This is a genomic window from Corallococcus sp. AB045 (genome assembly GCF_003668895.1).
GTDB lineage: Bacteria > Myxococcota > Myxococcia > Myxococcales > Myxococcaceae > Corallococcus > Corallococcus coralloides.
On the sequence record NZ_RAWN01000003.1, the window covers coordinates 50340 to 75201 of the forward strand.

Here is a 24862-nt window from a genome sequence, read left to right on the forward strand (position 1 = left end):
GCGTCAGCGTGGGGGAACGCAGTTGGAGGTCACCCATGGACGTCGCCACCTTCACCCGGCCGGCCCTGCCCGCCGCCACCCTCGCCTTCCTCCTCTTCGCCATGGTGTTGCCGTCGGTGCGCCTGCGCCGCCGCACGGGCCGCCCGGCGCTGGTGCTGCACCGCTCCGGCCCGCCGCTCCAGCGGGTCATCGGCGTGGGCATGGCGCTGTTCATGGGGGCCATCGTGCTTTGGAGCGCGGCGCACCTGGCCCTCGGTGAGCAGGCGTTGGGCGTGTGGCACGTCCCCGGCGCGCTCCGGTGGAGCGGCTGGGCCCTGGTGGCCGTGGGGTTCGTCTTCACCGTGCGGGCCCAGGTGGAGATGGGTGCGTCGTGGCGCATCGGCATCGACTCGGATCGGACGGAGCTGGTGACGGGAGGCCTCTTCGGCGTCGTGCGCAACCCCATCTTCAGCGGGATGCTCGTCGTGGTGACGGGCATGGCGCTCGCGACCCCGAGCGCGTGGACCGTGATGGGCTGGCTCGACTACGTGCTGCTGGTGTCGCTCCAGGTGCGGCTGGAGGAGGACCACCTGCTCCGCCTGCACGGCGACGCCTATCAGCGCTACGCGGCGCGCGTGGGCCGCTTCATCCCCGGTGTGGGGCGGCTGGAAGCGGCCGGCCTGGGCGCCGCGCCGCGCATCACAGTGTGACGTTGGCGGTCACACCTCGCACGAAGCGTCCATGCGAGCGTGTTCCTTCGGACGCCGTCATTCCGCGGGGTTGCGATACATGACGCCGTGGCCCGGCCCTTGCTCGACAGGAGCCGGTGTCCTGGCTGCCGTACGGGCACATCCTTCTTCGAGGTCTCGTGTGCATTGGAAATCCCCCTGGCTCCTCGCGGTTCTGCTGCTCGGTGGCTGCGCGTCCATCCAGAAGGAGCGCGGCCACATGGAAGTGGCGGCGCTCGTGGAGGAGCGAACGGGCTTGAAGACGCGTTGGAACCAGGGGACGCCAGAGGACGCGCAGGTGCGGCAACACCTGGATGCCCTGCTGGCCGGCGACCTCACGTCGGACCGCGCGGTGGAGGTGGCGCTGCTCAACAACCCCGCGCTCCAGGCGACGTACGAGGAGCTGGGCGTGTCCCAGGCGGACATGGTGCAGGCCGGGCTGCTCACCAACCCGTCCTTCGACGGGAGCATCGGCTTCCCGCTGTCCTCGGACGGCATCACCGAGACCGAGTTCTCCATCGTCCAGAGCTTCGTGGACCTCTTCACGCTGCCCCTGCGCAAGCGTGTGGCGAAGGAGCAGTTCCAGGCGGACACGCTGCGCGTCGCGCACGAGGCGCTGGCCACCACGGCGGAGGTCCGCCAGGCGTTCACGGAGGTGCAGGCCCGGCAGCAGCTGGTCGCGCTGCGCCGTGAGGTGTTCCAGGCCTCGGACGCGGCGGCGGACCTGTCCAACCGGCAGCGCGCCGCGGGCAACATCACGGTGCTGGCCCTGGCCACCGAGCAGGCCTCGCTGGAGCAGGCGCGGTTGGAGCTGGCCCAGGATGAGCTGGCGCTGGTCGAAGCGCGTGAACACCTCACCCGCCTGATGGGCCTGTACGGCGCGAGGGTCCAGTGGACGCTGGCGCAGAAGCTGCCGGAGGTCCCCGCCGCCGAGTCCTCGCTGGAGCGCCTGGAGACGCTGGCCATCGAGCAGCGGCTGGACATCGACGCGGCCCGCAAGCAGACGTCGCTGTTGTGGAACGCGCTGGAGCTGGCGCGCAGCACGCGCTTCTTCGGCCGCGTGGAGGTGGGTGTGCACACCCACCGCGACGCGAACGGGCCGCGCCTGCTGGGCCCCACGCTGTCGCTGGAGCTGCCCATCTTCGATCAACGCCAGGCGCTCATCGCGAAGCTGGAGGCGCAGCACCGCCAGGGCGAGAACCGGCTGACGGAGCTGGCCGTCAACGCCCGCTCGGAGGTGCGCGCGGCGAGGGCGAAGCTGGTGACGCTGCGGAACATGGCGGAGCGCTACCAGAAGGTCGTGCTCCCGCTGCGCACCACCATCGTCGAAGAGTCTCAACGCCAGTACAACGCCATGCAGATCGGCCTTCCCGCCCTCCTCCTCGCGCGACGCGAACAGGTGGAAGCCTGGAGGGCGTACCTGGAGACGGTCCGCGACTACTGGATGGCGCGGGCCGACCTGGAGCGGCTCGTGGGCGGACGTCTGCCCACTGTCGCCGCGCCCGCCCCCACGCCCACTCCCACTCCTTCTCCCGAGCCCACCCATGAGCACCATGAATCCCACTGACGAAACCCAGGGCCCCTCCGAGGACACGCAATCCGAATCTCCCTCGCTCACGCGCCGCGGGCTGCTCGCGCGCACGGGCGCGACGCTGGCGACGGGCGCCCTGCTGATGCACGGCCGCGCCGCGCAGGCGCAATCCAGCGTGCCCGGCGCGAAGGCTCCGCGCGAAGCGTCCACGGCGGGCCACGGCTACCGTCCCGTCGTCGTGCCCAACGGCGCGAAGCTGCCGTGGAAGAACGTGGGCGGCGTGAAGGTGTTCCACCTGGTGGCCCAGGAGGTGGAGCACGAGTTCGCGCCCGGCCTCAAGGCCACGTGCTGGGGCTACAACGGCCACGTGCACGGGCCCACCATCGAGGTGGTGGAGGGCGACCGCGTACGCTTCTACGTCACGAACCGGCTGCCCGCGTCCACCACGGTGCACTGGCATGGCGTCCTCCTCCCCAGCGGCATGGACGGCGTGGGAGGGCTGAACCAGAAGGCCATCGCGCCGGGAGAGACGTACCGCTACGAGTTCACGGTGCGTCAGTCGGGCACGTGCATGTATCACTCGCACCACGACGAGATGACGCAGATGGCGCTGGGCATGGTGGGCCTGTTCATCATCCACCCGCGCAAGCCGGTGGGCCCGCGAGTGGACCGCGACTTCGCCATCATGCTGCACGAGTGGCGCATCGACCCGGGGACGATGCGTCCGGACCCCAACGAGATGACGGACTTCAACATCCTGACGATGAACGCGAAGGCGTTCCCGGGAACGGAGCCGCTGGTGGTGCGCAAGGGCGAGCGGGTGCGGATCCGCTTCGGCAACCTGAGCGCGATGGACCACCACCCCATCCACCTGCACGGCTTCCAGTTCCGCATCACGGAGACGGACGGAGGCCGCATCCCGGAGAGCGCTCAGTTGCCGGAGACGACAGTGCTGGTGCCCACGGGGAGCACGCGCACCATCGAGTTCGTGGCGGATGAACCCGGGGACTGGGCCATGCACTGCCACATGACCCATCACGTGATGAACCAGATGGGCCACGGCCTGCCGAACATGGTCGGCGTGAAGCCTGGGGGCCTGGACGCGAAGGTGCGGCCCCTGCTGCCCGGCTACATGACCATGGGACAGACGGGCATGGGAGACATGGCGGGCATGCACCACATGCCCATGCCCGCGAACTCCATCGCCATGGTCGGCGGCAAGGGCCCCTACGACGAGATCACCATGGGAGGCATGTTCACGATCCTCAAGGTGCGCGACCGGCTGGAGGGAGATGGCGATCCGGGTTGGTACACGCCGCCGTCGGGGACGCTGGCGCAGCTCGCCCACGCGGACGAGCTGCGCCGGGACGGCATCGACGTGGAGGCTCGTTAGCGTTACGACGAGCCCCATGACGAACGGCTTCTGTTGGTACGAGCTTCGGTCCCCCAGCCCCAACGAGGCGCGGCGTTTCTACGCGGGCGTCCTGGGAACGGAGGTCGCGCAGGAGATCTCCCTCCTGCCCGCGGCCGCCGCTGCGCGCGGTGCTCCGAGTCACTGGCTGGGACACATTGACGTCCCCGACGTGGAATCCTCCGTGCAGCGCTTCGTCGCGCTCGGAGCGGAGCGGCTCGGGCCGCCCCGGAGGTCCACGGAGGGGGTCGCATCCACCGTGCTGCGGGATCCCCTGGGTGCTGTCATCGCCCTGACCTGCCGGACCGGGCGGGAGGTGCACCGCGAGTTGGCGTGGCACGAGCTGCACACGGCCGACCACGTCCGCGCTTTCGCCCACTACAGCGACCTGTTCGGCTGGCGTCCCACGGAAGCCATCCAGCTATCTCCCGAGGTCGGGACGTATCAGCAGTTCACGTGGCGGGACGACGCGCGCAGCGTGGGAGCGGCCTGCGGCACCGCGCGCCTCCCGCACATCCATCCGCACTGGCTCTTCTATTTCGCGGTCGACGACCTGGACCGGGCGCTCGCCGCGGTCGTCGAAGGTGGAGGGCTCGTGGCCAACGGCACGCACGTCATGCCCGATGGAACACGCGTCGCCCCGTGCGAGGACCCGCACCGGGCCGCGTTCGGCCTGCGTCAGGCGCCGTAACATGAAGCCCAGTTCAGCTTTACAGGCTTGATGGAGTAGATTCGGGCCTCCCCCGGAGGCCCCCATGACCGCCCCTCTGCCGACGCTGGAACGCCTTCCTCGCGGAGCGCTCACGTTGTTCCGCATCCGGGCACTCCTGCGCATGGGCATCTACGGTGGAATCGCGTTCGCCGTGGCGCTGGGGTTGAACGTCGCGGGCAACGAGCACTGGCCGTTCCTGCTGCCATGCGCGGTGGTGCTGGGATTGAGCGTGTTGACGGCGTGGTATCCGCAGCGCGCGCACGAGCGCTGGGGCTGGGCGCTGCGCGATCACGATCTGGTCATCTCCCACGGCGTGCTCTTGCATGAGGTGGTGTCCATCCCGGCGGGGCGCATCCAGCACGTGGACGTGCACCAGGGCCCCATCGAGCGGTCGCTGGGACTCGCGCGCCTGCAGATCTACACGGCCGCGGGCAGTGGCGCGGACGGAGAGATTCCCGGCCTGACGCGTGAGACCGCGGACGCCCTGCGCGAGCGGTTGGTGCGGCGCGAGGCCGATGATGTTGTCTGAGCCGGTGGCACTGGCCGTCCCGGAGGAGGTGCCCTGGAAGAGGCTGAGCGCGAAGGCGCCGCTCGCGGCGTTGGTGCCCCTGTCGGCGACGGTTGGCCGCATGCTCATGGGCGCACTGCTGCCCACGTACTTCGCGGGTGAACGCGGCCTGCCGGTGGTCCTCTGGGTGATCGTGCTCAGCATCGCGGTACTGCTGCTCGCCGCCGGGCTCTACGAGGTGGCCACGACGAGCTATCGCGTGATGGGCGCGCAGCTGGAGATCCGCTCGGGCATCTTCACTCGCACCTCACGTTTCATCGAAGCCGCGCGGGTGCAGAACACGGAGGTCTTGCAGCCCTTCGTGTCGAAGCTGCTCGGGCTGGTGGAGGTGAAGGTGGAGACGGCCTCCGGAGGCAAGGCGGACGGCCATCTGCGAGGGCTGGCGCCAGAGGACGCACAGGCGCTGATCCACGCGCTCCAGGCCGTGCGAGGCGAAGGCACGGCAACGGTGCTCCTGCCCGGCGAAGCCGCGCCAGAGGAGCGCGTGCTCTCCGAGGCCCACCTGGGAGGCCTGCTGCTCTACGGAGCGACCGCGCTGGGGTTGGGCGTCATCGCGGTGGTGATGGGCGCGTTGCATGAAATCACCGAGACCTTCCACAAGCTGCTGCTGCCGTGGATGGAGGCGCACTGGGAAGCGGTGGCGGTGGCGGCGCCGGGCATGGGCTGGTTGGCCGCGATGGTGGCGGCGCTCGCGGGGTTGTTCAGCCTGTGGCTGGTGAGTGGCGCGCGAGCGGTGTTGCAGTTCCATGGCTTCCGGCTGGTGGACACGGGCACGCACCTGCGAGCGGTGGGCGGGCTGCTCACCCGCCGGCAGGTGACGGTGCGGCGGGCGCGCATCCAGCAGGTGGTGCTGGATGAACCCTTCCTACGCCGCACGCTGGGCTTCGGTTCGCTGGAGGTGGAGACGGCGGGCGTCCGCACGGGCAGGGAGTCCGCCGATCGCGCGGAGCTGCTGGTGCCGGTGGTGCCCACTGCGCGAATGCCGGAGTTGCTGCGGGAGTTCGTGCCTGAGCTGCCCGACGCCATGCCCTTCCAGCGGGCGCATCCCAAGGCACTCCTGCGGGCGCGGATCCGCGCGGTGGGCCTGAGCGTGCTGGTGGCGGCGCCAGCGACCTGGTTCTGGGGAGCAGGGGGCGCGATGGCGTGGCTGCTATTGCCTGCCCAGCTGTTGGGAGCCTGGTTCGACTGGCGCTTCCAGGGATGGCTCATCACGGAAGCCCTGGTGGTGGTGCGCCAGGGCTTCTGGCGCAGACGCACGACGGTGGTGCAGCGCTCGCGCATCCAGTCCGTCCGCGCGAGACAGGGGCCGCTGGAGCGCGGCTACGGCATCGGACACGTGCGCATCGACGTAGCGGGTTCGCACGTCATCCTGCCTGGCGTGGGCTGGGAGGAAGCCCAGTCGCTCATCGACGTGCTCCCGGCCCGGCGTCCCGCGCGTCGCAGCTCGCCTGTACGGCTTCCCGGATAGGCCTACGCCCCCCGTTGCTTCAACCGCAGGATGGAGTCATTGACCTCCAGGACATCCAATGTCTGGGCTGGATGGACGTCTCCGTCGAAGAGGATCCGCAGGCGACCATTCCCCTCGTCCGTCCATCTTCCGCGGAGGGGCTGCGCGGCGTCACCCCGGCCAACGGTCCACTCGATGAATGAGCCATCAGGCCCGAACTCGATGCCGCCGCGGCCACGGGCCCGCGGAAACACATGGTCCGCTGGCCTGTACACCGCCGCGCCGGGGGCATCCTCCTCGAAGGAGTGCCCCCAGCGACGGAAGAGGGAGGTGGGGAGCGAGCTCATGCGCGCCCGTGAAAGCCCGTGCTCGTGGGCTGGATGTCACGCGCCGCCTGCGGCAACGGCAGTGGCGCCACCATGACGCCTTCACGCAATGTCGAGAGGGTGCCGCCCAAAGGCTCCCAGCCGGTGACTGACGGCCACCAGGCATGACCATCCCAGGCCTTGTGGTACAGCCCCGAGTCCATTCCCAGTACGAAGACATCGATCCGACCCGGCCCCCAGGAGACTGCCTTCGGAGGACTCGCGCACAGGCCACCCAAAGGCTCCCAGTCGGTGGGCGACGGCCACCAGGCATGACCATCCCAGGCCTTGTGGTACAGCCCCGAGTCCATTCCCAGCACGAAGACATCGATCCGGTCCGGCCCCCAGGAGACTACCGACGGAGGACTCGCGCATAGGCCGCCCAAAGGCTCCCAGTCAGTGGGCGACGGCCACCAGGAAGTCCCGTCCCAGGCCTTGTGATACAGCCCCGAGTCCATTCCCAGCACGAAGACATCGATCCTATTCGGGCCCCAGGAGACTACCGACGGAGGACTCGCGCACAGGCCACCCAAAGGCTCCCAGTCGGTGGGTGACGGCCGCCAGGCATGACCATCCCAGGCCTTGTGGAACAGCGCCGACTCCATTCCCAGCACGAAGACGTCGAGCCGGTCTGGCCCCCAGGAGCATGCCCTAGGAGGACTCGCGCACAGGCCGCCCAAAGGCTCCCAGTCAGTGGGCGACGGCCACCAGGCATGACCATCCCAGGCCTTGTGGAACAGCGCCGACTCCATTCCCAGCACGAAGACGTCGAGCCGGTCCGGGCCCCACGATGCGACCTCCGGGGGGCTCTTGCATCTGCCGCCCAGGGGCTCGTAATCCATCAAGGAGGGCCACCAGGCATTTCCGTCCCAGGCCTTGTGGTACAGCCCATGGCGCCTGGCATCCGGCTCCCCTGGCTGGAGGCAGCCGGGCCACCCATGGCTTGGGTTCCTGCATCGCCCATTCCCCGGGACGTCCCCCCTTGCTGCGGAGCGCGTGGTGGTGGGTTCTTCATTCCATCCTTACGTGAGTCTTTCATCCAGCCTCCAAACCTGGCGTCCTCCGCTAACGTGGTGGGGCCGCCAAGGCGTCGCAAGGGTTTGCGCCGCTTGGGGAGGAGGAGCCGATGCGCGAAGGGGTCTGGGCGCTGTGCGCGGTCTTGATTGTCTCAGGATGCGCGGGCGTGGAGGCGCCTGAGCGCCGCAGCGGTTCACGTGTGTTTCGCCAGAGGGCGGCCTTCGCACCCGATGACTCGCCGGAGCGCCGGCGCTCCCCTGACGCGCGGCCCCGGAGAGGCGGGCAATCGTCCGCTCCCCTCACGCATCAGGCCTTCATCGAAGCCCTTGGGGAGGTGAGGGACACGGTGGATGGTGTCGCCCGGGCGCTCCCCAGGCTCGCGGAGAACACGAAGGGCCTGGGGGGCTCCGACGGCGTCTTCACCCGTTACACCGACTACGCCTCCATCCAGGTGCCATGGCTGCGAGGCGCGACCGCGAGAGCCACTTCGCTCGCGAACGCATCGGAGACGATCGAGGACGCGGACATGCGAGCGGGAGTCCTCCGGCTGACAGGTCCGCGACTCGAGGCCGTCATGTCCGGCGCGATGCTTCTGGCCACATGGCTCGACTTCCTGCGGCTCGCGGAGGTCATCCAGCAGGAGTGCCCCTTCTACGGAGCCGAGCGGCTGTTCGTGGACCTGGACCGTGTGCAGAAGCGGATCGAGCCAGCCATGACGGCGCTCGCGTCAATGGACCCCGACAAGGTGCAGGCCACTGCAGCCGCGATGCCTGGACTGATGGGACAGCTCACCCGGGAGTTTCAGTCCATCCAGGAAGGTGCACGCGTAGCGATGGAGCGCGGCGGGCGGGTCGTCGCGGCGGCCCAGTTCCTTGAAATGCTCACGCTGGTTTCAGCGCTGAAGGCGACGCTGCCCAGGCCGCCACCCGCCGCCCCTGTCACGCTCGGAGTGGGGCTCGTGATGGGCTCGGGAGGCGTGATGATGGGCTCGCGCGTCGTCGTCACCGCCGAGTGGGTCGAGCGGATGCGCCGGCTGGTGCAGGCGGGCGTCATCTCCGCGCCGGTCGTCAGCGCGGCGGTCCGCATCCACGCGGGTCAGGTGCTGATGTCGCAGGCGAAGCAGGACCTGCCCAAAGGCGTGCGCGATGCGCTGGGAGACAGCCCGGAGGTTCGCGCCATGCACGAGACCGGCAGGGCCGGAGCCGGGATGTCCAGTGCACCAAGGCACCACGTCCTGCCGCAGGAGCATCGCGAGTGGTTCGAGAAACGCGGGTTCACGGGCGAGATGGACATCGACCAACTCTGCGTCCGGATGGAGCAGTCACACCACGAAGCGATTCACGGCGGAGGCGACTGGCGCCTGGGACGCCTGTGGCCCAAGGAATGGAATCAGCACATCATGCGCCTCTTGAGAGAGAGCGAGACCACTACACGCCGCATGTTGACGCGTGATGAGATCCTGAAGATCGTCGCGGCAGAAATGCGGCGCTTCGACATTCCGATGACCTTCACTCCTGGAAGAAGGCGATGACGGACGGGCGTTCGTGGCAGGGAAACTGGAAAACTCGCCTGTTTGAGCGCGTCCGTGAGCGCGGATACGACTCGCTCACTGCTTTCGCGGAGGCGCGCCCCATGGCCTCACTCGTGCAATTGGCTGAAGAGTTGGGCAAGGACGACATTGCCGGAGCTCAGGTCTTCAGCGGCCTGGTTGCGGAGGCCGAGCGAAGCCATCGACTCACCAGATTGGTCCGCAGCCAATTTGTACGAGAACTGGCCGAGGATTTCCCTGATGGTTGGCCGGCGAGAGTGGACGACGACAACCGCTTCACTCTCGCCCATGCACTCGCGCGTTGGTGCAGTTACACCCCGGAGACGCATGAGGCGCGGGTCAAGAGGGTTCGAGATGCGCTCCTCGAAGCGCCTCCACCTCCTGGCTGGCGCCCGCTAGGCCCCGACGACGAACTCCTCCTCACGCTCCTGCCCGACAACGAAGCCTGATCCGCGTCACCCCGCGCGACCAGCCAGCGCCTTCATCCAGATCACGACCGCCACGGCCCCCGCGTCCGGAACCCCCTTCGCACGCTCACCCAGGTAGCTGGCCCGGCCCAGTCGCGGCGACATGCTCGCGGTCGCCTCCGCGCCCTCCTCCGCCGCGCGCGTCGCCTCCACCCACGCCTCACCTAGCGTCCTCCCCTCCCGGACCGCGCGCACGAGCGTCACCGCCGCCGGGTGCAGCGCATCCACCATCGTCCGGTCTCCCGGCCGCGCCCCGCCCAGCTCCGACACCGCTTCCACACCCACTTCGAACGCCTTCGCCCACGCCGCCGCGTCCGCCGGCTTGCTCGCCAGGAAGCGCGCCGCCCGCAGCAACGCCGTCGCATAGAACGGCCCGGAGCTGCCTCCGATGTTCCGGCGCAACGCCTGTCCCAGCTCCGTCAACGCCCCCGACGGCGTGGCCCACGCCCCCTCCGGCAACGCGCGGATCGCCGCCGCGCCACGCGCCAGGCTCAAGCCCAGGTCCCCATCACCCGCCTTGCTGTCCAGCTCCGTCAGCTGGGCCTCCGCCGCGTCCCAGGCGTCCGCCACCGCCAGCGCCGCCGCGCGCACCTGCGCCATCGCCGGCTGCGGCTTCGGATGCCCCTTCACCGTCGGCAGCGCGGCGCGTGTGGGCACCACCTGACGCCGCGTCACCACCTGCCCCCGACCCGGCCACGCTGGCGCACCCGTAGGCGCGTCCAACCGCGCGAGCCGCGCGTCATCCACCTTCAGCAACGTCAGCGAACACCCCGGCATCTCCAGCGCCGACAGGAACGTGCCCTGCCACGCACGCTCCACCGTCACGCCCCGCTCCGCCAGGAACGCCAGCGCCTTGCGCGTCACGATGGCCAGCTCCATGGGCGGCGTGCCTCCCAACCCATTCACCATCAACGCCACCCGGTCGCCCCGGCCCACCTTCCGGTCCTCCACGATGGTCGACAACATCGTGTCCGCCAGCGCGTCCGCGGGCTGCAACGCCACGCGGCGCACGCCCTGCTCGCCGTGGATGCCCAGCCCCAGCTCCACCTCGCCCTCCCCCAACGTGAAGCCCGGCCGGCCCGCCGCCGGCACCGTGCACGGCCCCAGCGCCACGCCCATGCTGCCCAGCGCCGCCGCCGCTTCGGCGGCCTCGCGCGCCACCTCCGCCAGCGACGCTCCCGCCGCGGCCGCGGCCCCCGCCACCTTGTGCACCAGCACCACGCCGGCGATGCCCCGGCGCCGCTCGGGCTCCACCGTGTCCCGCAGCGCCACGTCGTCCGCCACCACCACCACTTCCGTGGGAATCCCCTCCGCCCGCGCCAGCTCCGCCGCGAGCCCGAAGTTGAGCCGGTCCCCCGTGTAGTTCTTCACGATGAGCAGCGCCCCCGCCGTCCCCGACACCGCGCGGATCGCAGCCAGCACCGCGTCCGTGCTGGGTGACGTGAACACGTCCCCCGCCACCGCCGCATGCAACATCCCCGTCCCCACGTAGCCCGCGTGCGCCGGCTCGTGGCCGCTGCCTCCTCCCGACAACACCGCCACCTTCCTCGCCCCCAGCGCCGCCGGAACATCCACGCACACCACCACCGTCTCCCCCTCCAACAACGCCTGGCCCGGCGCCAGCGCCACGAACCCCTCCAACATCTCCTGGACCACCGCGCGCGGCGCATTGACGAGCTTCTTCACCATCGACTCCTTGTTCGGAACGAACGGGGACGGACTGGGCTCCACACCCACCCTTCCGCTCCCATTGCAGACCGTCAAGCCGGACGCGCGCCGCAAGGCCATGGAGAGACGTTTGCGTCACAGAAACCGCTTTCCCATTGACTCCCGGAGATTTATGAGGATGATTCTCATTATCATTCGCCAAACCGCAACAAAACACGGCGGTCCGGTGCGCCGGGGCCTGGCCGAGCCTTGCCTTGCCTGGCATTGCAGGGACGGGTCAGGGCCGACGTGTGTCTGGATTCAGGTGATTGTCTTGAGTGCTCCATCCCCCGCCCCGCGTGAGCGCACGCTGCTGTGGCTCCTCGCGGCGGTGCAGTTCACCCACGTCGTCGACTTCATGATGCTGATGCCGCTGGGCCCGCTGCTGATGCAGCGGCTCTCGCTGTCGGCGACGCGGTTCGGAGCGCTGGTGTCCGCGTACACGCTCGCGTCCGCGGCCATGGGCGTGCTGGGCGTGTTCTGGCTGGATCGCCTGGAGCGCAAGCGCACGCTGCTGATGCTCTACGCGGGCTTCATCATCGCCACGCTCCTGTGCGGCGCGGCCACCGGGGCCACGGGCCTGCTCATCGCTCGCACCGTGGCCGGAGGCTGTGCCGGGCTGATGGGCGCCGTCGTCATCGCCATCGTCAGCGACACCGTGCCCGCCGAGCGCCGGGGACAGGCCATCGGCACCGTGATGACGGCCTACGCGCTGTCCGCCGTCGCGGGCGTGCCGCTGGGCCTGGGCCTCGCGAACCTCGGAGGCTGGCGCGCGCCGTTCATCGTCCTCGCGGCGCTCGCGGGCTTCGTGTGGCTGCTCCTCCTTCGCTTCCTGCCTCGCGTGGACGGGCACCTGTCCCAGGCGTCCGGCACCTCCGCCACCGCGGGCTTCACGCCCCGGCTGGCCCTGGGCTGGGGCCTCACCTTCACGGTGGTGTTCGCCAGCTTCCTGCTCATCCCCTACCTGGGCGCCTTCATGGTGGGCAACGTGGGCCTGTCCCTCGCGGACCTGCCTTGGGTGTACCTGGCGGGCGGCGCGGCCACCTTCGTGAGCTCGCGCTGGATTGGCCGGATGGCGGATCGCCTGGGCCCTGCTCGCGCGCTGGCGCTGCTGCTCGTCGCCACCATGGCGCCGCACCTGCTCTTCACCCACCTGCCTCCGTCTCCGCTGCCGGTGGTAGCCGTCGTCTTCGTGCTCTTCATGACGCTCACCTCCGGCCGCGCCATCCCCACCATGGCGCTGGTCGCGTCACAGGTGCCGCCGTCCATCCGGGGCCGTTACCTCGCGGTCAACATCGCCGCCAGCGACGGCGCCTCCGGGCTCGCCGCGTGGATGGGCGGCCTCCTGCTCACCACCGCGCCGGACGGCACGCTCATCGGCTTCGCGCAGCTGGGCTGGCTGGCCGTGGTCATCTCCGCGCTCGCGCTCGGGATGCTGTGGACCTTCGCGGGCCGCGCCGTGCGGCTGGACGCGACGCCCGCGCCCTGAATCCCTCTCCACCCGTCACCAGGACCCTTCCATGTCCCAGACAGCACCGCGTCACCCGTCGCTGCCCCGCCCCATCGTGGGTGAGCTCAAGCTGGAGCGCTCCAACCAGCTGCTCGCCGAGGCCCGCAAGTGGGTCCCCGGCGTCACGCAGACGATGATGAAGAAACCGGACCACTTCGCCCCCGGCGCCTTCCCCGTGTTCCTCGCCAAGGGCAACGGCGCGCTGGTGGAGGACGCGGACGGCCAGGAGTACATCGACTTCATCCAGGCGCTGGGCGCCAACATGCTGGGCCACAACCACCCGGCCGTCGTGGAGACCATCCGCAAGCACCTGACGGAAGGCATCATCCACTCGCTGCCTACGCCGGTGGAGGTCTCCTCCGTGAAGGCGCTGGTGGAGGTGATCCCGGGCGCGGAGATGGCCCGCTTCTTCAAGACGGGCGCGGACGCCACCTCCGCCGCCGTGCGCCTGTCGCGCCACCTCACCGGCCGCGAGCACATCGTCACCGTGGGCTACAACGGCTGGCACGACCACTTCATGTATGACACGCCGGGCGTGCCCCCGACGGTCGCGAAGCTCACCACGCGCCTGCCCCTCTTCACTCCCCCGGATGAGCCCGCCCTCATCGAGCACATCGAGCAGCACGGCGACCAGCTGGCCTGCGTGCTGCTGGCCATCCCGTACAACCGCACCGTCACCCGCGAGTTCCTCCTCCAGGTGAAGGAGACCTGCGCGAAGCACGGCGTGCTGTTCGTCCTGGACGAGGTCGTCACCGGCTTCCGCCTGGCCCTGGGCGGTGCGCAGCAGTACTTCAACATCCAGGCGGACTTCGTCACGCTGTCCAAGGGCATCGCCGCGGGCATGCCCCTGTCCGCCATCGCCGGCCCGGAGAAGTACCTCTCCCGCCTGAGCGAGCTACAGGTGTCCACCACCTTCGGCGGAGAGATGCTCTCACTGGCCGTGTGCGAGGCCGTCATCAAGGAGTACCGGAGCACCCACTACGTGGAGCACATCGCCAACCTGGGCCGCCGCCTGCGCGACGGCGTCAACGCCCACGCGCGCGAGACGGGCTCCACCCTGGAGGTCATCGGCTACGACGCCGTGCCCTTCTTCCGCTTCAGCAAGATCATCCCCGAGCACATCGAGAAGATGATCCCCTTCCAGGCCGGCATGGCGCGCCGGGGCGTCATCCTCCGCCGCGACCTGAACTTCATCAGCGCCGTGCACACCGTGGAGCAGATTGAACACACCATCGCCGCCGCCGGCGAGGTGCTCCGCGAGACGGCCGCCGCCGCCGCCAAGGCCAGCGCGGCCTGAGACTGAAACAATCGCTCTACCACCTCCCGTGAAGCCAGACGCCGGGCGGTCCCCTGCACCAGTCACCTTGACAGGAATTCGTGGCCATGGCACTTCCCGGCCCTGAAGATGAGAATGGTTCTCATTTTCATTCTAACAATCCAGACGGGCGGCGGATGTCTTCGACGACGGGACACGCGGTGGTGACGGGCGCGGCGCAAGGCATTGGCGCGGCGGTGGCGCGCAAGCTGGCGCGCACGATGCCCGTCGCGGTGTTCGACCAGAACGCCGCGGGATTGGAGCTGCTGGTGGCGGAGCTGCGCCAGCAGGGCCTGAAGGCCACCGCGTTCCCGGTGGACGTGCGCGACAAGGACGGCATCGAGGACGCCATCGCGTACATCGACGGCAAGCTGGGCCCCATCCAGGTGCTGGCCAACGTGGCGGGCATCCTGCGCATGGGCTCCGTGCTCACGCAGAGCGACGCGGACTGGATGTCCACGTTCGCGGTCAACACCCACGGCGTGTTCCATGTCTCGCGCGCGGTGGCCCGGCACATGGTGCCCCGCCGCTCCGGGGCCATCGTGACGGTGGGCTCCAACGCGGCCGGCGTGCCGCGCATGCAGATGGCGGCCTACGCGGCCTCCAAGGCCGCCTCCACCATGTTCACCAAATGTCTGGGATTGGAGCTGGCCGAGCACGGCATCCGCTGCAACATCGTGTCTCCTGGCTCCACCGACACCGCCATGCAGCGGGGCATGTGGACGGATGAGTCCGGCCCCGTGCGTGTCATCCAGGGCTCGCTGGACACCTACCGCACGGGCATCCCGCTGCGCCGCATCGCCGCGCCGGACGACATCGCGGACGCCGTGGTGTTCCTCGCGTCCGACCAGGCCCGGCACATCACGATGCATGATTTGTGTATCGACGGTGGAGCCACACTGGGCGTGTAGCACGCCCGCGGCGTTCGCCTCCTCTCCCCTGTCCTCTCCCCCAATATCGCCCCGAGTTGAGAATGATTCCTGAAACCAAAATCATTGAGCGGCAGACTGACGCGCGGACGGTGGACAGCGTGGTGGGCGCGCCGGCCGTGGCGCGGGAGCCGGAGCAGGAGGCGCTGGCGGCGCGGCTGCTGCGCGACTACGACGCGGGCGCGTTCTTCTTCGCGTCCCCCAAGCGCACCATGCTGGCGCGTGGCGTGTTCGCCACGGTGCCGGACGCGGGCGGGACGAACTCGCTGGACGGCCTGCCGGAGCGCGTGGCCTCGGTGCTCAACGCCTCGCGGGACGCGGCGCATGACATCCCGGTGGCGGTGGGCGCGGTGCCCTTCGACGGCAAGGTGGCCGCGCACCTGGTGGTACCCAACACCCTCCAGCGCGCGGGGCCCATGGTGTTCGACGCCGCCGCTGCCGCCCGCTCTCCCCTGGCCGGTCAGTACACGCTGCGCCCCGTACCGGAGCCCTCCGCGTACAGGGACGGCGTGGCGGCGGCGCTGAAGCTCATGCAGCAGGGCCCACTGCGCAAGGTGGTGCTGTCGCGCTCCCTGCACGTGGACACGGCGGCGCCCGTGGACCTGCGGCAGCTGCTGCACAACCTGGCCCGGCGCAACCCGCATGGGTACACCTTCGCGGTGGACCTGCCGCAGCGCGCGGACGCGGCCCCCGGCGTGGGCCGGCGCACGCTCATCGGCGCGAGCCCGGAGCTGCTGGTAGCACGCTCGGGGTTGCAGGTCCTGGCCAATCCGCTGGCGGGCTCCGCCGCGCGCAGCCCGGACCCAGTGGAGGACTCGGCGCGGGCCACGCGGCTGATGGCATCGCTCAAGGACCTGCACGAGCACGCGGTCGTCATCGACGCGGTGGCGGAGGCGCTGCGGCCCTTCTGCAAGACGCTGGACGTGCCCAGGGGCCCGTCGCTCGTGAGCACCCAGACGATGTGGCACCTGTCCACCCGCATCACGGGCGAGCTGAAGAATCCGTCCATCACGTCGCTGACGCTGGCGCTGGCCATGCACCCCACCCCGGCGGTGTGCGGCCACCCGACGGCGCTGGCGCACGAGGCCATCGGGAACATCGAACCGTTCCACCGTGGCTACTTCACGGGCACCGTGGGCTGGTGCGACGCGAACGGCGACGGTCAGTGGGCCGTCACCATCCGCTGCGCGGAGGCCGACGAGCGCACCCTGCGGCTGTTCGCGGGCGCGGGCATCGTCGTGGGCTCCACGCCGGAGGCGGAGCTCGCGGAGACCGAGGCCAAGTTCCGCACCATGCTCCAGGCCATGGGCCTGGGCCTCGAGGCGCAGCCGTGAGCACCGCGCGGGAGCACCTGCCCGGCTGCCCCACGTGGCCGGAGGACTTCGCCCGGCGCTACCGCGAGGCCGGCTACTGGCGGGGGGAAACCTTCGGCCAGCTCTTGCGCGACCGCGCCCGGGACTTCGGTTCGCGCGTGGCGCTGGTGGGCGGCACGCACCGCTGGACGTACGCGGAGCTGGACGCGCGCGCGGACCGCATGGCCTCGGGCTTCCACGCCCTGGGCATCCGTTCGCGCGACCGCGTGGTGGTGCAGCTGCCCAACGTGCCGGAGTTCTACGAGGTCGTCTTCGCGCTGTTCCGCATGGGCGCGCTGCCGGTGTTCGCGCTGCCGGCGCACCGCTCTTCGGAGATCGGCTACTTCTGCGAGTTCACGGAGGCCGTCGCGTACGTCATCCCGGACCGCTTCGGTGGCTTCGACTACCGGGGGCTCGCGGCGCAGGTGAAGGCCGCCACGCCCACGCTCAAGCACGTGCTGGTGCTGGGTGACGCGGGTGCGCATACCGCGCTCGGCTCCGTGCCCGCGGAGCCCGTGACGCTGGAGGGCCCGTCGCCGTCCGACGTGGCGTTCTTCCAGTTGTCCGGCGGCAGCACCGGCGTGCCCAAGCTCATCCCGCGCACGCACGACGACTACATCTACAGCCTTCGCGCCAGCGTGGACGTGTGCCAGTTCACCCAGGAGACGGTGTACCTGTGCGCGCTGCCGGCGGCGCACAACTTCCCCATGTCCTCGCCCGGCGTGCTGGGCACGTTCCAAGCGGGCGGCACGGCGGTGATGGCGCTGAACCCCAGCCCGGACGTGGCGTTCCCGCTCATCGAGCGCGAGCGCGTCACCGTCACCGCGCTGGTGCCTCCGCTGACCATGGTGTGGCTGGACTCGACGCTGGCGAAGAAGCACGACCTGTCCAGCCTGAAGGTCCTCCAGGTGGGCGGCGCCCGGCTGAGCGACGAGGCCGCCGCGCGCGTGCGCCCCACGCTGGGCTGCGGGCTCCAGCAGGTCTTCGGCATGGCCGAGGGCCTGGTGAACTACACGCGGCTGGACGACCCGGAGACGCTCATCGTCACCACGCAGGGCCGCCCCATGTCGGACGCGGACGAACTGCGCGTGGTGGACGACGACGACGTGCCGGTGGCGCCCGGCGGGACGGGACACCTGCTCACGCGCGGGCCGTACACCATCCGCGGCTACTACAAGGCGGACGCGCACAACACCAAGGCCTTCACCACGGACGGCTTCTACCGCACGGGCGACCTGGTGCGCCTGACGCCTGAGGGTTACCTGGTGGTGGAGGGCCGCGCGAAGGATCAGATCAACCGGGGCGGCGACAAGGTCGCGGCGGAGGAGGTGGAGAACCACCTGCTCGCGCACCCCTCCGTCAGCGACGCCGCGGTGGTGGCCATCCCGGACAAGTTCCTGGGCGAGCGCACCTGCGCCGTCGTCATCCCTCGCGGCGAGGCCCCCGCCCCCTCCGCGCTCAACGCCTTCCTGCGCCAGCGCGGCCTGGCGTCGTTCAAGATCCCCGACCGCATCGAGTTCGTCGCGGCCTTCCCGCAGACGGGCGTCGGCAAGGTCAGCAAGAAGGCGCTGCGCGACAGCCTGCGCCAGTCCCTCTCCACTCCTTCTCCCTGAAACAGGAGCCCTCCATGGCACTGCCTGCCATTGCCCCCTATTCCATGCCCGGCGCGGCGGAGCTGCCCCGGAACAAGCTCGCCTGGACGCCGGAGCCCAAGCGCTGCGTCCTGCTCATCCACGACATGCAGCGCTACTTCGTGGACGCCTTCACACAGGGGCAGTCCCCGGTGACGGACCTGGTGGCCAACATCCAGCGCCTGCGCGAGCACGCGGTGAAGCTGGGCATCCCCATCGTCTACTCGGCGCAGCCGGGAGACCAGACGCCGGAGCAGCGCGGCCTCCAGCTGGAGTTCTGGGGCCCCGGCGTCCGCGCCGGCCCGAAGCAGCAGATCATCGAAGTGCTCACCCCGGCTGAAGGCGACACCGTCCTCACCAAGTGGCGCTACAGCGCGTTCCGCAACACGCGCCTGATGGACCTGATGCGCGAGCAGGGCCGCGACCAGCTCATCATCTGCGGCATCTACGCGCATATCGGCTGCCTCCAGACAGCCAGCGACGGCTCCATGAGCGAGATCCGTCCCTTCCTCGTCGCGGACGCCGTGGCGGACTTCTCGCTGGAGAAGCACCAGATGGCGCTCGACTACGCGTCGCGGCTCGTGGCGTTCGTCACCACCACGCAGCAGCTCATGGACGCGATGCCGGTGCGGGCCGCCGCAGCGGCGGTGGACCGCGAGCAGCTTCGCGCGGACGTGGCGGAGCTGCTGATGGAGTCCGCGTCCGCGATTGGCGAGGACGACAACCTGCTCGAGCGCGGCATGGATTCCATCCGCCTGATGAGCCTGGTGGAGCGCTGGCGGCAGGGCGGCACGGAGGTGTCCTTCGTGGAGCTCGCGGAGAAGCCCACGCTCACCGACTGGTACGCGCTGCTCGCCGCGAAGCAGCCTGTCGCGATGGCCCCTGGCGCTCGCGCCTCATGACCCGCCCTCGGGGCGGCACCCTTCCCCCTCGGAGTTCCCCGTCATGCTCCCATCCCAGGACAACCGCCCGCTGACCGCGGCCCAGCACGGCATCTGGGTGGGGCAACAGCTCGACCTGAAGAGCCCCGTCTACAACGCCGGGGAGTGCATTGAATTCCGCGGCGCCGTGGACCCCGTGCGCTTCGAGTCCGCCCTGCGCAAGGCGGTGGCGGACGCGGACGCGCTGCACTCGCGCTTCGTCGCGGGCGAGGAAGGGCCGGCCCAGCGCATCGACGCGGGGACGGACTGGACGCTCCAGCACGTGGACCTGAGCGGCGAGGCCGACCCCTGGGCCGCCACGCAGGAGTGGATGTGGAAGGACCTGGGCCGCACGGTGGACCTGGGCACGGGCCCGCTGTTCGCGCAGGCGCTGCTCACCGTGGGGCCGGAGCGGTCCTTCTGGTTCCAGCGCATCCACCACATCGCCATGGATGGCTATGGCTTCTCGCTGCTCGCGCGTCGAGTGGCGGAGCTCTACACGGCGGAGGTGACGGGCAAGGCCGCACCGGCGGGGTTCAATCGGCTGGGCCCCGTGATGGAGGAGGACGTCGCGTACCGCTGCGGCGCCCAGATTCAGAAGGACCGCGACTTCTGGGTGAACCGCTTCGAGGACGCGCCGGTGCCCCCGCTGCTCGCGGAGGCGGCGCCCATGTCGTCGCGCTTCCTGCGGCGCTCGGAATACCTGCGGCCGGAGCTGATGACGGCGCTGCAGGCGGGTGCGAAGCAGGCGGGCGTGAGCTGGTCCGACCTGGTGCTCGCGGTGACGGCCATCTACCTGCACCAGCGCACGGGCGCGCCGGAGGCGGTGCTGGGCCTGCCGGTGATGGGCCGCCTGGGATCCGCGTCGCTGCGCGTGCCGTGCATGGCCATGAACATCGTGCCGCTGCGCATCGCCGTGCGGCCGGACGCGGGGCTGTACGCGCTGGCCCGCGACGTGGCGGCGGAGATGAAGGCCTCGCGTCCACACCTGCGCTACCGCTACGAGCAACTGCGGCGCGACCTGCGCCTCGTGGGTGGACAGCGCAAGCTGTTCGGCCCCGTCGTCAACATCATGCCCTTCGACTACGCCCTGGACTTCGCGGGCGTGCCGGGCACGGCGCACAACATCTCCGCGGGTCCGGTGGAGGACCTGTCCTTCGGCTTCCATGCGCGGTCGGGCGGAACGGCCCTGCGCGTGGACCTGGACGCGAACCCCGCCTGCTACACGGAGGCCGCGCTCGAGGAGCACCAGCGCGGGTTCCTCCAGCTGCTGGAGTCGTTGCTCGCCCAGCCCGAGCAGCCCGTGCGGCGTTCCGCGTCTGGCGCGCCAGGCTCCGTCCTGGATGGCGGGCCGGTGCCTCCGGTGCGCCCGGTGCTGGAGTTGCTGAAGGCCCAGGCCGACGTCCGTCCGGATGCGGTCGCGCTGGAGCACGGCCGCTGGCGGATGACCTACCGCGAGCTGGTGACGGCGTCGCAGGCGCTGGCCTCCCGGCTGATCGAAGCGGGCGTGCGGCCCGACACGGCGGTGGCGGTGAAGGTGCCCCGGGGCATCGACGCCATCGTGTCCTGCCTGGGCATCCTGTTCGCGGGCGCGGGCTACCTGCCCATCGACCCGACCGGCCCGGCCACGCGCAACGCGGCCATCCTCCAGGACGCACGCCCCGCCGTGATGGTGGTGTCCGAGCGCCCCTCGCCCGACACGGATCCGACCGCGCCGGGTGTCCTCGTAGTGCAGCGGCTGGAGCAGGCTGGCACCTCGGCGCTGGATTCGACGGAGCACGCCATCCCGCGAGTCGTGCCCGCTGCCCAGCGGCCGGAAGCACGCGATGCGGAGCCCGCGTCGAGCGCTGAGGCGCGGCTCGCGTACGTCATCTACACGTCCGGCTCCACGGGGCAGCCCAACGGCGTGCAGATCACGCACGGGGCCCTGGCCCACTTCGTCGCGGGCGCGACGCAGCGCTACAGCGTCGGTCCCGAGGACCGCGTCCTCCAGTTCGCCCCGCTCCACTTCGACGCCAGCGTGGAGGAGATCTTCGTCACGCTGTGCGCGGGCGGACGGCTGGTGCTGCGCACGGACGAGATGCTCCAGTCGGTGCCTCGCCTCATGGAGGCCTGCGCGGAAGCCGGCATCACCCTGCTCGACCTGCCCACCGCCTTCTGGCACGAGCTGGCCTACAGCCTGTCCACCGGCGCCGCCCGGCTGCCCGACGCGCTTCGCACCGTCATCATCGGCGGCGAGGCGGCGCTGCCGGAGCGCATCGCCCGTTGGAAGGACGTCGCGGGCGACCGCGTGCACCTGCTCAACACCTACGGCCCCACCGAGGCCACCGTCGTCGCCACCGTCGCTGAGATTGCCGGGCCGGATGCCCTGCCCTCCGGTGACGAGGTCCCCATCGGCCGCCCACTGCCCGGCGTCGTCGCGGCGGTCGTCACGCCGCAGGGCCGGCTGGCCACCCCCGGCAAGGAGGGCGAGCTGTGCCTGATGGGCGGCGCGCTCGCTCGGGGCTACCTGGGCCGCTCGGAGCTGGACGCCGCCCGCTTCACCCGCCTGGACGCGGTGGAGGGAACACCCCGCGCCTACCGCACCGGCGACAAGGTGCGCGTGCGCGAGGACGGCCAACTGGTGTTCGTGGGCCGCGTGGACGACGAGTTCAAGATCAGCGGCCACCGCATCGACCCGGGCGAAGTCGAAACCGTGTTGCTGAAGTATCCCGGTATCCGTGAGGCCGCCGTGGTCGGTCAGGTGCTGCCGGGCGGGTCTCGCCGGCTGTGCGCCCACCTGGTGGCGTCGCCCGAGCCTTCGCCCGCGGAGCTGCGCAAGCACCTGCTCACTGCGCTGCCCGCGCCCATGGTGCCCGGCGCCTTCTCCTTCGCGGAGCGGCTGCCGCGCACCAGCACCGGGAAGATCGACCGCAAGGCCCTCCAGAACGCGATGCCCGCGGACGAGAGCGCCGCGCTGCTCGCCTCCGCGACGCCCATGGAGCGCACGGTGCTGGAGGTCTGGGAGCAGGTGCTGGGCCGCGCCGCCTCGTCGCTCCAGGACGACTTCTTCGAGTTGGGCGGCCAGTCCCTCCAGAGCATCCAGGTCGCCAACCGCCTGGGCATCGCCGTGGGCCGCGACGTGCCCGTGGCCACCGTCTTCAAGCACCCCACCGTGTCCGGCCTCGCGCAGGCGCTCCAGGGCGGCAGCACGGGCGGCGCTGAGACAGGCGGCCTCACGCCCGCGATGCTCGCGGACGCGGAGCTGGGCGAGGACATCGTCCCCCCCACGACGGGCGAGGCCTGGGCGCGCGAGCTGCCGAGCCAAGGAAACGGCTACCGCCAGGTCCTGCTCACCGGCGCCACCGGCTTCGTCGGCGCGCACCTGCTCCACCAGCTCCTGACCCGGACGGACGCGCGCATCATCTGCCCCGTGCGCGCGAAGGACGAGGCGCAGGCGATGGAGCGGCTGCGCTCGGCGCTGACCGGCCAGAAGCTGCCCCTGACGGGACTGGAGGCGCGGGTGCTCGCGCTTCCGGCGGACCTCTCCCAGCCGCTGCTGGGCCTGGACTCCACGCGCTTCCACGGGCTCGCCGCCGAATGCGACGCCGTCATCCACAACGCCGCGGTCGTCAGCGTGGTGCGCGAGTACGGCAGCCTCCAGGGCGTCAACGTGCGCGGCACGCGCGAGCTGCTCAAGCTGGCCGCCGCCGTCCGCCCCAAGCCCTTCCATTACGTGTCCACGCTGGCGGTGGCGCCCCAGGCGAACCTGTCCCCGGACGTGCCGGAGGCCTTCGTCCCCTCGCACCCCGGCCTTCGCGACGGCTACCAGCAGAGCAAGTGGATCGCGGAGCGGCTGGTGCAACAGGCCTCCGAGCGCGGCCTGCCCGCGACCGTGTACCGCCTGGGCCGCGTGGTGGGTGCTCCGGACACCGCGCTCATCAACACGCAGGACCTGGTGTGGCGCATCGTGCTCGCGGGACTGCCCGTCCGCGCCCTGCCGCTTTTGGACGTGGGCGAGGTCTGGACGCCGGTGGACTTCGTGGCCAGCGCCATCGTCCAGCTGTCGCTCGCGTCGCATCCGGGCGCGGTGTTCAACGTGACGCCGGCCGCGGAGGTGCGCCTGTCGGAGCTCTTCGGCTGGGTGCGTGACTACGGCTACCCGCTGGACTTGTGTCACGTGCCGGAGTGGCGCGACCGCGTCGCGAAGGGCTCCGGCGGCCACGACGCCACGCTCGCGTTCTTCGATTTGCGCAGCGGGGACTCCACCCCGGCCTTCGGCCTGGGCCCCATCCGCTGTGAACGGCTGCTGGCCGCGCTGGAGGCCAGCGGCGTGCGCTGCCCTCCCACGGACCGGAACCTCCTCTACCGATACCTCGACTCCTGCGTCGCGCAGGGAATCCTGCCCCCGAAAGTGACGGCGCTCCCGTGACGAATCCCTCCTGGTCCCCCTCCTCCTGGCGGGCGAAGCCGGTCCGCTACATCCCCGACGACTACCCCGACCTGTCCGCACTCGCGCGCGTGGAGGCGGAGCTGGCGCGCCTGCCGCCGCTGGTGCACACCGAAGAGACCCGCCGCCTGCGGGAAGCCCTGGGCCAGGTGGCCGAGGGAAAGGCCTTCCTGCTCCAGGGCGGCGACTGCGCGGAGAGCTTCAAGGAGTTCTCCGCGGAGAACGTGCGCGGCACCTTCCAGCTCCTGCTCCAGATGGCGGGCGTGCTCACGTTCGCGGGCGGCTGTCCGGTGGTGAAGGTGGGCCGCATCGCCGGCCAGTTCGCCAAGCCGCGCTCCAACGCCACGGAGACCATCAACGGCGTCACGCTTCCCAGCTACCGCGGCGACATCATCAACGGCATGGACTTCGACGCGCGCGAGCGCACGCCGGATCCCCAGCGCCTGCTGCGCGCATACCACCAGTCCGCGGAGACGATGCAGTTGGTGCGGGCCTTCGCGCGCGAGGGCTACACGGACCTGACCCGCCTCCTGGGCCACCGGCCGGAGTCCGAAGGCGCCGTGCGTCCGGTGGACTTCTTCACCAGCCATGAAGCCCTGCTCCTCAACGTCGAGCAGGCGATGACGCGCGTCGATGAGACCACGGGCGGCTGGTACGACACGTCCGCGCACATGCTCTGGATTGGCGAGCGCACCCGCCAACTGGACGGCGGCCACGTGGAGTTCATGCGCGGCATCCAGAACCCCATCGGGCTCAAGTGCGGTCCCACGCTGGAGCCGGACGATCTGGTCCGCCTCGTCGACACACTCAACCCCCAGGGCATCCCGGGCAAGCTCACGCTCATCGGGCGCTTCGGTTCGGAGCAGGTCGCCGCGCGCCTGCCCCGGCTGATGGCCGCCACCCGGCGCCACGGCAGCCCCGTCGTGTGGTCCATCGACCCGATGCACGGCAACACGCACAAGGCCAGCAACGGCTACAAGACGCGCTCGCTGGAGCGGATCCTCGCGGAGGTGATGGGCTTCCTCCAGGTCGCCGCCGCCGAGGGCGTGCACCCCGGAGGACTCCACCTGGAGATGACCGGCCAGGATGTCACCGAGTGCCTGGGCGGCCCGCTGGACGTATCCGAGGACGACCTCTCCGACCGCTACCACACGCACTGCGATCCGCGCCTCAACGCGGATCAATCACTCCAGCTCGCGTTCCGCGTCGCGGATGGTCTTCACACCACGGTGAAGGCTCCCCAGGACCGCGCTGCCTGATTTGCCGTGGTGCCTTGACAGCTCAGACTTCGTGCG

General features: G+C 70.5%; 18 protein-coding genes. 16 read left to right on the forward strand and 2 right to left on the reverse strand.

Annotated features, from left to right (window positions below; all coding sequences use genetic code 11):
- The first annotated feature begins 35 nt into the window (after nucleotides 1-35).
- From D7Y21_RS01195 to D7Y21_RS01220, 6 genes are all read left to right on the forward strand, one after another.
- The gene (locus D7Y21_RS01195; protein ID WP_121710695.1) at nucleotides 36-689 is read left to right on the forward strand and encodes an isoprenylcysteine carboxylmethyltransferase family protein; all 654 of its coding nucleotides are present in this window, start codon (nucleotides 36-38) and stop codon (nucleotides 687-689) included.
- 160 nt (nucleotides 690-849) lie between these two features.
- Nucleotides 850-2274 carry a TolC family protein gene (locus D7Y21_RS01200; protein ID WP_233611897.1) on the forward strand — a complete coding sequence of 475 codons (1425 nt, stop codon included), beginning with the start codon at nucleotides 850-852 and terminating at the stop codon, nucleotides 2272-2274.
- The gene (locus D7Y21_RS01205) at nucleotides 2252-3631 is read left to right on the forward strand and encodes a multicopper oxidase family protein (protein ID WP_121710697.1); all 1380 of its coding nucleotides are present in this window, start codon (nucleotides 2252-2254) and stop codon (nucleotides 3629-3631) included. Before D7Y21_RS01200 ends, D7Y21_RS01205 begins: the two co-directional genes overlap by 23 nt.
- 16 nt (nucleotides 3632-3647) lie before the next feature.
- Nucleotides 3648-4340 (forward strand): VOC family protein, encoded by a 693-nt coding sequence (locus tag D7Y21_RS01210; protein WP_121710699.1) that lies wholly within the window; start codon nucleotides 3648-3650, stop codon nucleotides 4338-4340.
- A gap of 64 nt (nucleotides 4341-4404) precedes the next feature.
- Nucleotides 4405-4890, forward strand: coding sequence for a PH domain-containing protein (locus D7Y21_RS01215; protein ID WP_120567207.1), 486 nt, complete (start codon nucleotides 4405-4407; stop codon nucleotides 4888-4890).
- 4 nt (nucleotides 4891-4894) lie between these two features.
- The gene (locus D7Y21_RS01220) at nucleotides 4895-6397 is read left to right on the forward strand and encodes a PH domain-containing protein (RefSeq protein ID WP_158627208.1); all 1503 of its coding nucleotides are present in this window, start codon (nucleotides 4895-4897) and stop codon (nucleotides 6395-6397) included.
- 322 nt (nucleotides 6398-6719) lie between these two features.
- Here the strand turns inward: D7Y21_RS01220 and D7Y21_RS01230 are convergent, their stop codons facing one another.
- Entirely contained in the window at nucleotides 6720-7583 is an 864-nt protein-coding gene (locus D7Y21_RS01230; protein WP_199735340.1) for a hypothetical protein, read from the reverse strand.
- A gap of 749 nt (nucleotides 7584-8332) precedes the next feature.
- Here D7Y21_RS01230 and D7Y21_RS01235 point away from each other — a divergent pair.
- Both D7Y21_RS01235 and D7Y21_RS01240 read left to right on the forward strand, forming a co-directional pair.
- Nucleotides 8333-9289 (forward strand): DUF2380 domain-containing protein, encoded by a 957-nt coding sequence (locus tag D7Y21_RS01235; protein ID WP_233611899.1) that lies wholly within the window; start codon nucleotides 8333-8335, stop codon nucleotides 9287-9289.
- Nucleotides 9286-9756, forward strand: coding sequence for an NUDIX hydrolase (locus tag D7Y21_RS01240; protein ID WP_121710705.1), 471 nt, complete (start codon nucleotides 9286-9288; stop codon nucleotides 9754-9756). Before D7Y21_RS01235 ends, D7Y21_RS01240 begins: the two co-directional genes overlap by 4 nt.
- Nucleotides 9757-9762: 6 nt before the next feature.
- Here D7Y21_RS01240 and D7Y21_RS01245 read toward each other — a convergent pair whose 3' ends face one another.
- Nucleotides 9763-11460: a dihydroxyacetone kinase family protein gene (locus tag D7Y21_RS01245; RefSeq protein ID WP_121710752.1), complete on the reverse strand. Its 1698-nt coding sequence runs from the start codon at nucleotides 11458-11460 to the stop codon at nucleotides 9763-9765.
- Between the two features lie 286 nt (nucleotides 11461-11746).
- Here D7Y21_RS01245 and mxcK point away from each other — a divergent pair, with 286 nt between their 5' ends.
- The 8 genes from mxcK to D7Y21_RS01285 all read left to right on the forward strand — a co-directional run bounded on the left by mxcK (nucleotide 11747) and on the right by D7Y21_RS01285 (nucleotide 24826).
- Complete coding sequence (gene mxcK, locus D7Y21_RS01250) at nucleotides 11747-12970, forward strand: myxochelin export MFS transporter MxcK (RefSeq protein WP_121710707.1); 1224 nt, start codon at nucleotides 11747-11749, stop codon at nucleotides 12968-12970.
- 31 nt (nucleotides 12971-13001) lie between these two features.
- Nucleotides 13002-14288, forward strand: a complete 1287-nt coding sequence (gene mxcL / locus D7Y21_RS01255; RefSeq protein WP_121710708.1) for a myxochelin B biosynthesis transaminase MxcL — start codon at nucleotides 13002-13004, stop codon at nucleotides 14286-14288.
- 155 nt (nucleotides 14289-14443) lie between these two features.
- Nucleotides 14444-15217: a 2,3-dihydro-2,3-dihydroxybenzoate dehydrogenase gene (locus tag D7Y21_RS01260; RefSeq protein ID WP_121710710.1), complete on the forward strand. Its 774-nt coding sequence runs from the start codon at nucleotides 14444-14446 to the stop codon at nucleotides 15215-15217.
- A 62-nt stretch (nucleotides 15218-15279) separates the two neighbouring features.
- Nucleotides 15280-16569, forward strand: coding sequence for an isochorismate synthase DhbC (gene dhbC / locus D7Y21_RS01265; RefSeq protein ID WP_121710712.1), 1290 nt, complete (start codon nucleotides 15280-15282; stop codon nucleotides 16567-16569).
- Nucleotides 16566-18200, forward strand: coding sequence for a (2,3-dihydroxybenzoyl)adenylate synthase (locus D7Y21_RS01270; RefSeq protein WP_121710714.1), 1635 nt, complete (start codon nucleotides 16566-16568; stop codon nucleotides 18198-18200). The genes dhbC and D7Y21_RS01270 overlap by 4 nt, the downstream gene beginning before the upstream one ends.
- Before the next feature lie 14 nt (nucleotides 18201-18214).
- Nucleotides 18215-19120: an isochorismatase family protein gene (locus D7Y21_RS01275; protein WP_121710715.1), complete on the forward strand. Its 906-nt coding sequence runs from the start codon at nucleotides 18215-18217 to the stop codon at nucleotides 19118-19120.
- A gap of 43 nt (nucleotides 19121-19163) precedes the next feature.
- On the forward strand, nucleotides 19164-23549 hold the full coding sequence (gene mxcG / locus D7Y21_RS01280) for a myxochelin non-ribosomal peptide synthetase MxcG (protein WP_121710717.1): 4386 nt from the start codon (nucleotides 19164-19166) through the stop codon (nucleotides 23547-23549).
- Nucleotides 23546-24826 carry a 3-deoxy-7-phosphoheptulonate synthase class II gene (locus D7Y21_RS01285; RefSeq protein ID WP_121710719.1) on the forward strand — a complete coding sequence of 427 codons (1281 nt, stop codon included), beginning with the start codon at nucleotides 23546-23548 and terminating at the stop codon, nucleotides 24824-24826. The genes mxcG and D7Y21_RS01285 overlap by 4 nt, the downstream gene beginning before the upstream one ends.
- The last annotated feature ends 36 nt before the right edge of the window (nucleotides 24827-24862 follow it).

Coding starts and splice junctions, on each gene's coding strand:
- D7Y21_RS01195 (WP_121710695.1), top strand. CDS start 36: ATGGACGTCGCCACCTTCACCCGGCCGGCCCTGCCCGCCGCCACCCTC.
- D7Y21_RS01205 (WP_121710697.1), top strand. CDS start 2,252: ATGAGCACCATGAATCCCACTGACGAAACCCAGGGCCCCTCCGAGGAC.
- D7Y21_RS01210 (WP_121710699.1), top strand. CDS start 3,648: ATGACGAACGGCTTCTGTTGGTACGAGCTTCGGTCCCCCAGCCCCAAC.
- D7Y21_RS01215 (WP_120567207.1), top strand. CDS start 4,405: ATGACCGCCCCTCTGCCGACGCTGGAACGCCTTCCTCGCGGAGCGCTC.
- D7Y21_RS01230 (WP_199735340.1), bottom strand. CDS start 7,583: ATGGATTACGAGCCCCTGGGCGGCAGATGCAAGAGCCCCCCGGAGGTC.
- D7Y21_RS01235 (WP_233611899.1), top strand. CDS start 8,333: ATGTCCGGCGCGATGCTTCTGGCCACATGGCTCGACTTCCTGCGGCTC.
- D7Y21_RS01240 (WP_121710705.1), top strand. CDS start 9,286: ATGACGGACGGGCGTTCGTGGCAGGGAAACTGGAAAACTCGCCTGTTT.
- mxcL (WP_121710708.1), top strand. CDS start 13,002: ATGTCCCAGACAGCACCGCGTCACCCGTCGCTGCCCCGCCCCATCGTG.
- D7Y21_RS01260 (WP_121710710.1), top strand. CDS start 14,444: ATGTCTTCGACGACGGGACACGCGGTGGTGACGGGCGCGGCGCAAGGC.
- dhbC (WP_121710712.1), top strand. CDS start 15,280: ATGATTCCTGAAACCAAAATCATTGAGCGGCAGACTGACGCGCGGACG.
- D7Y21_RS01275 (WP_121710715.1), top strand. CDS start 18,215: ATGGCACTGCCTGCCATTGCCCCCTATTCCATGCCCGGCGCGGCGGAG.
- mxcG (WP_121710717.1), top strand. CDS start 19,164: ATGCTCCCATCCCAGGACAACCGCCCGCTGACCGCGGCCCAGCACGGC.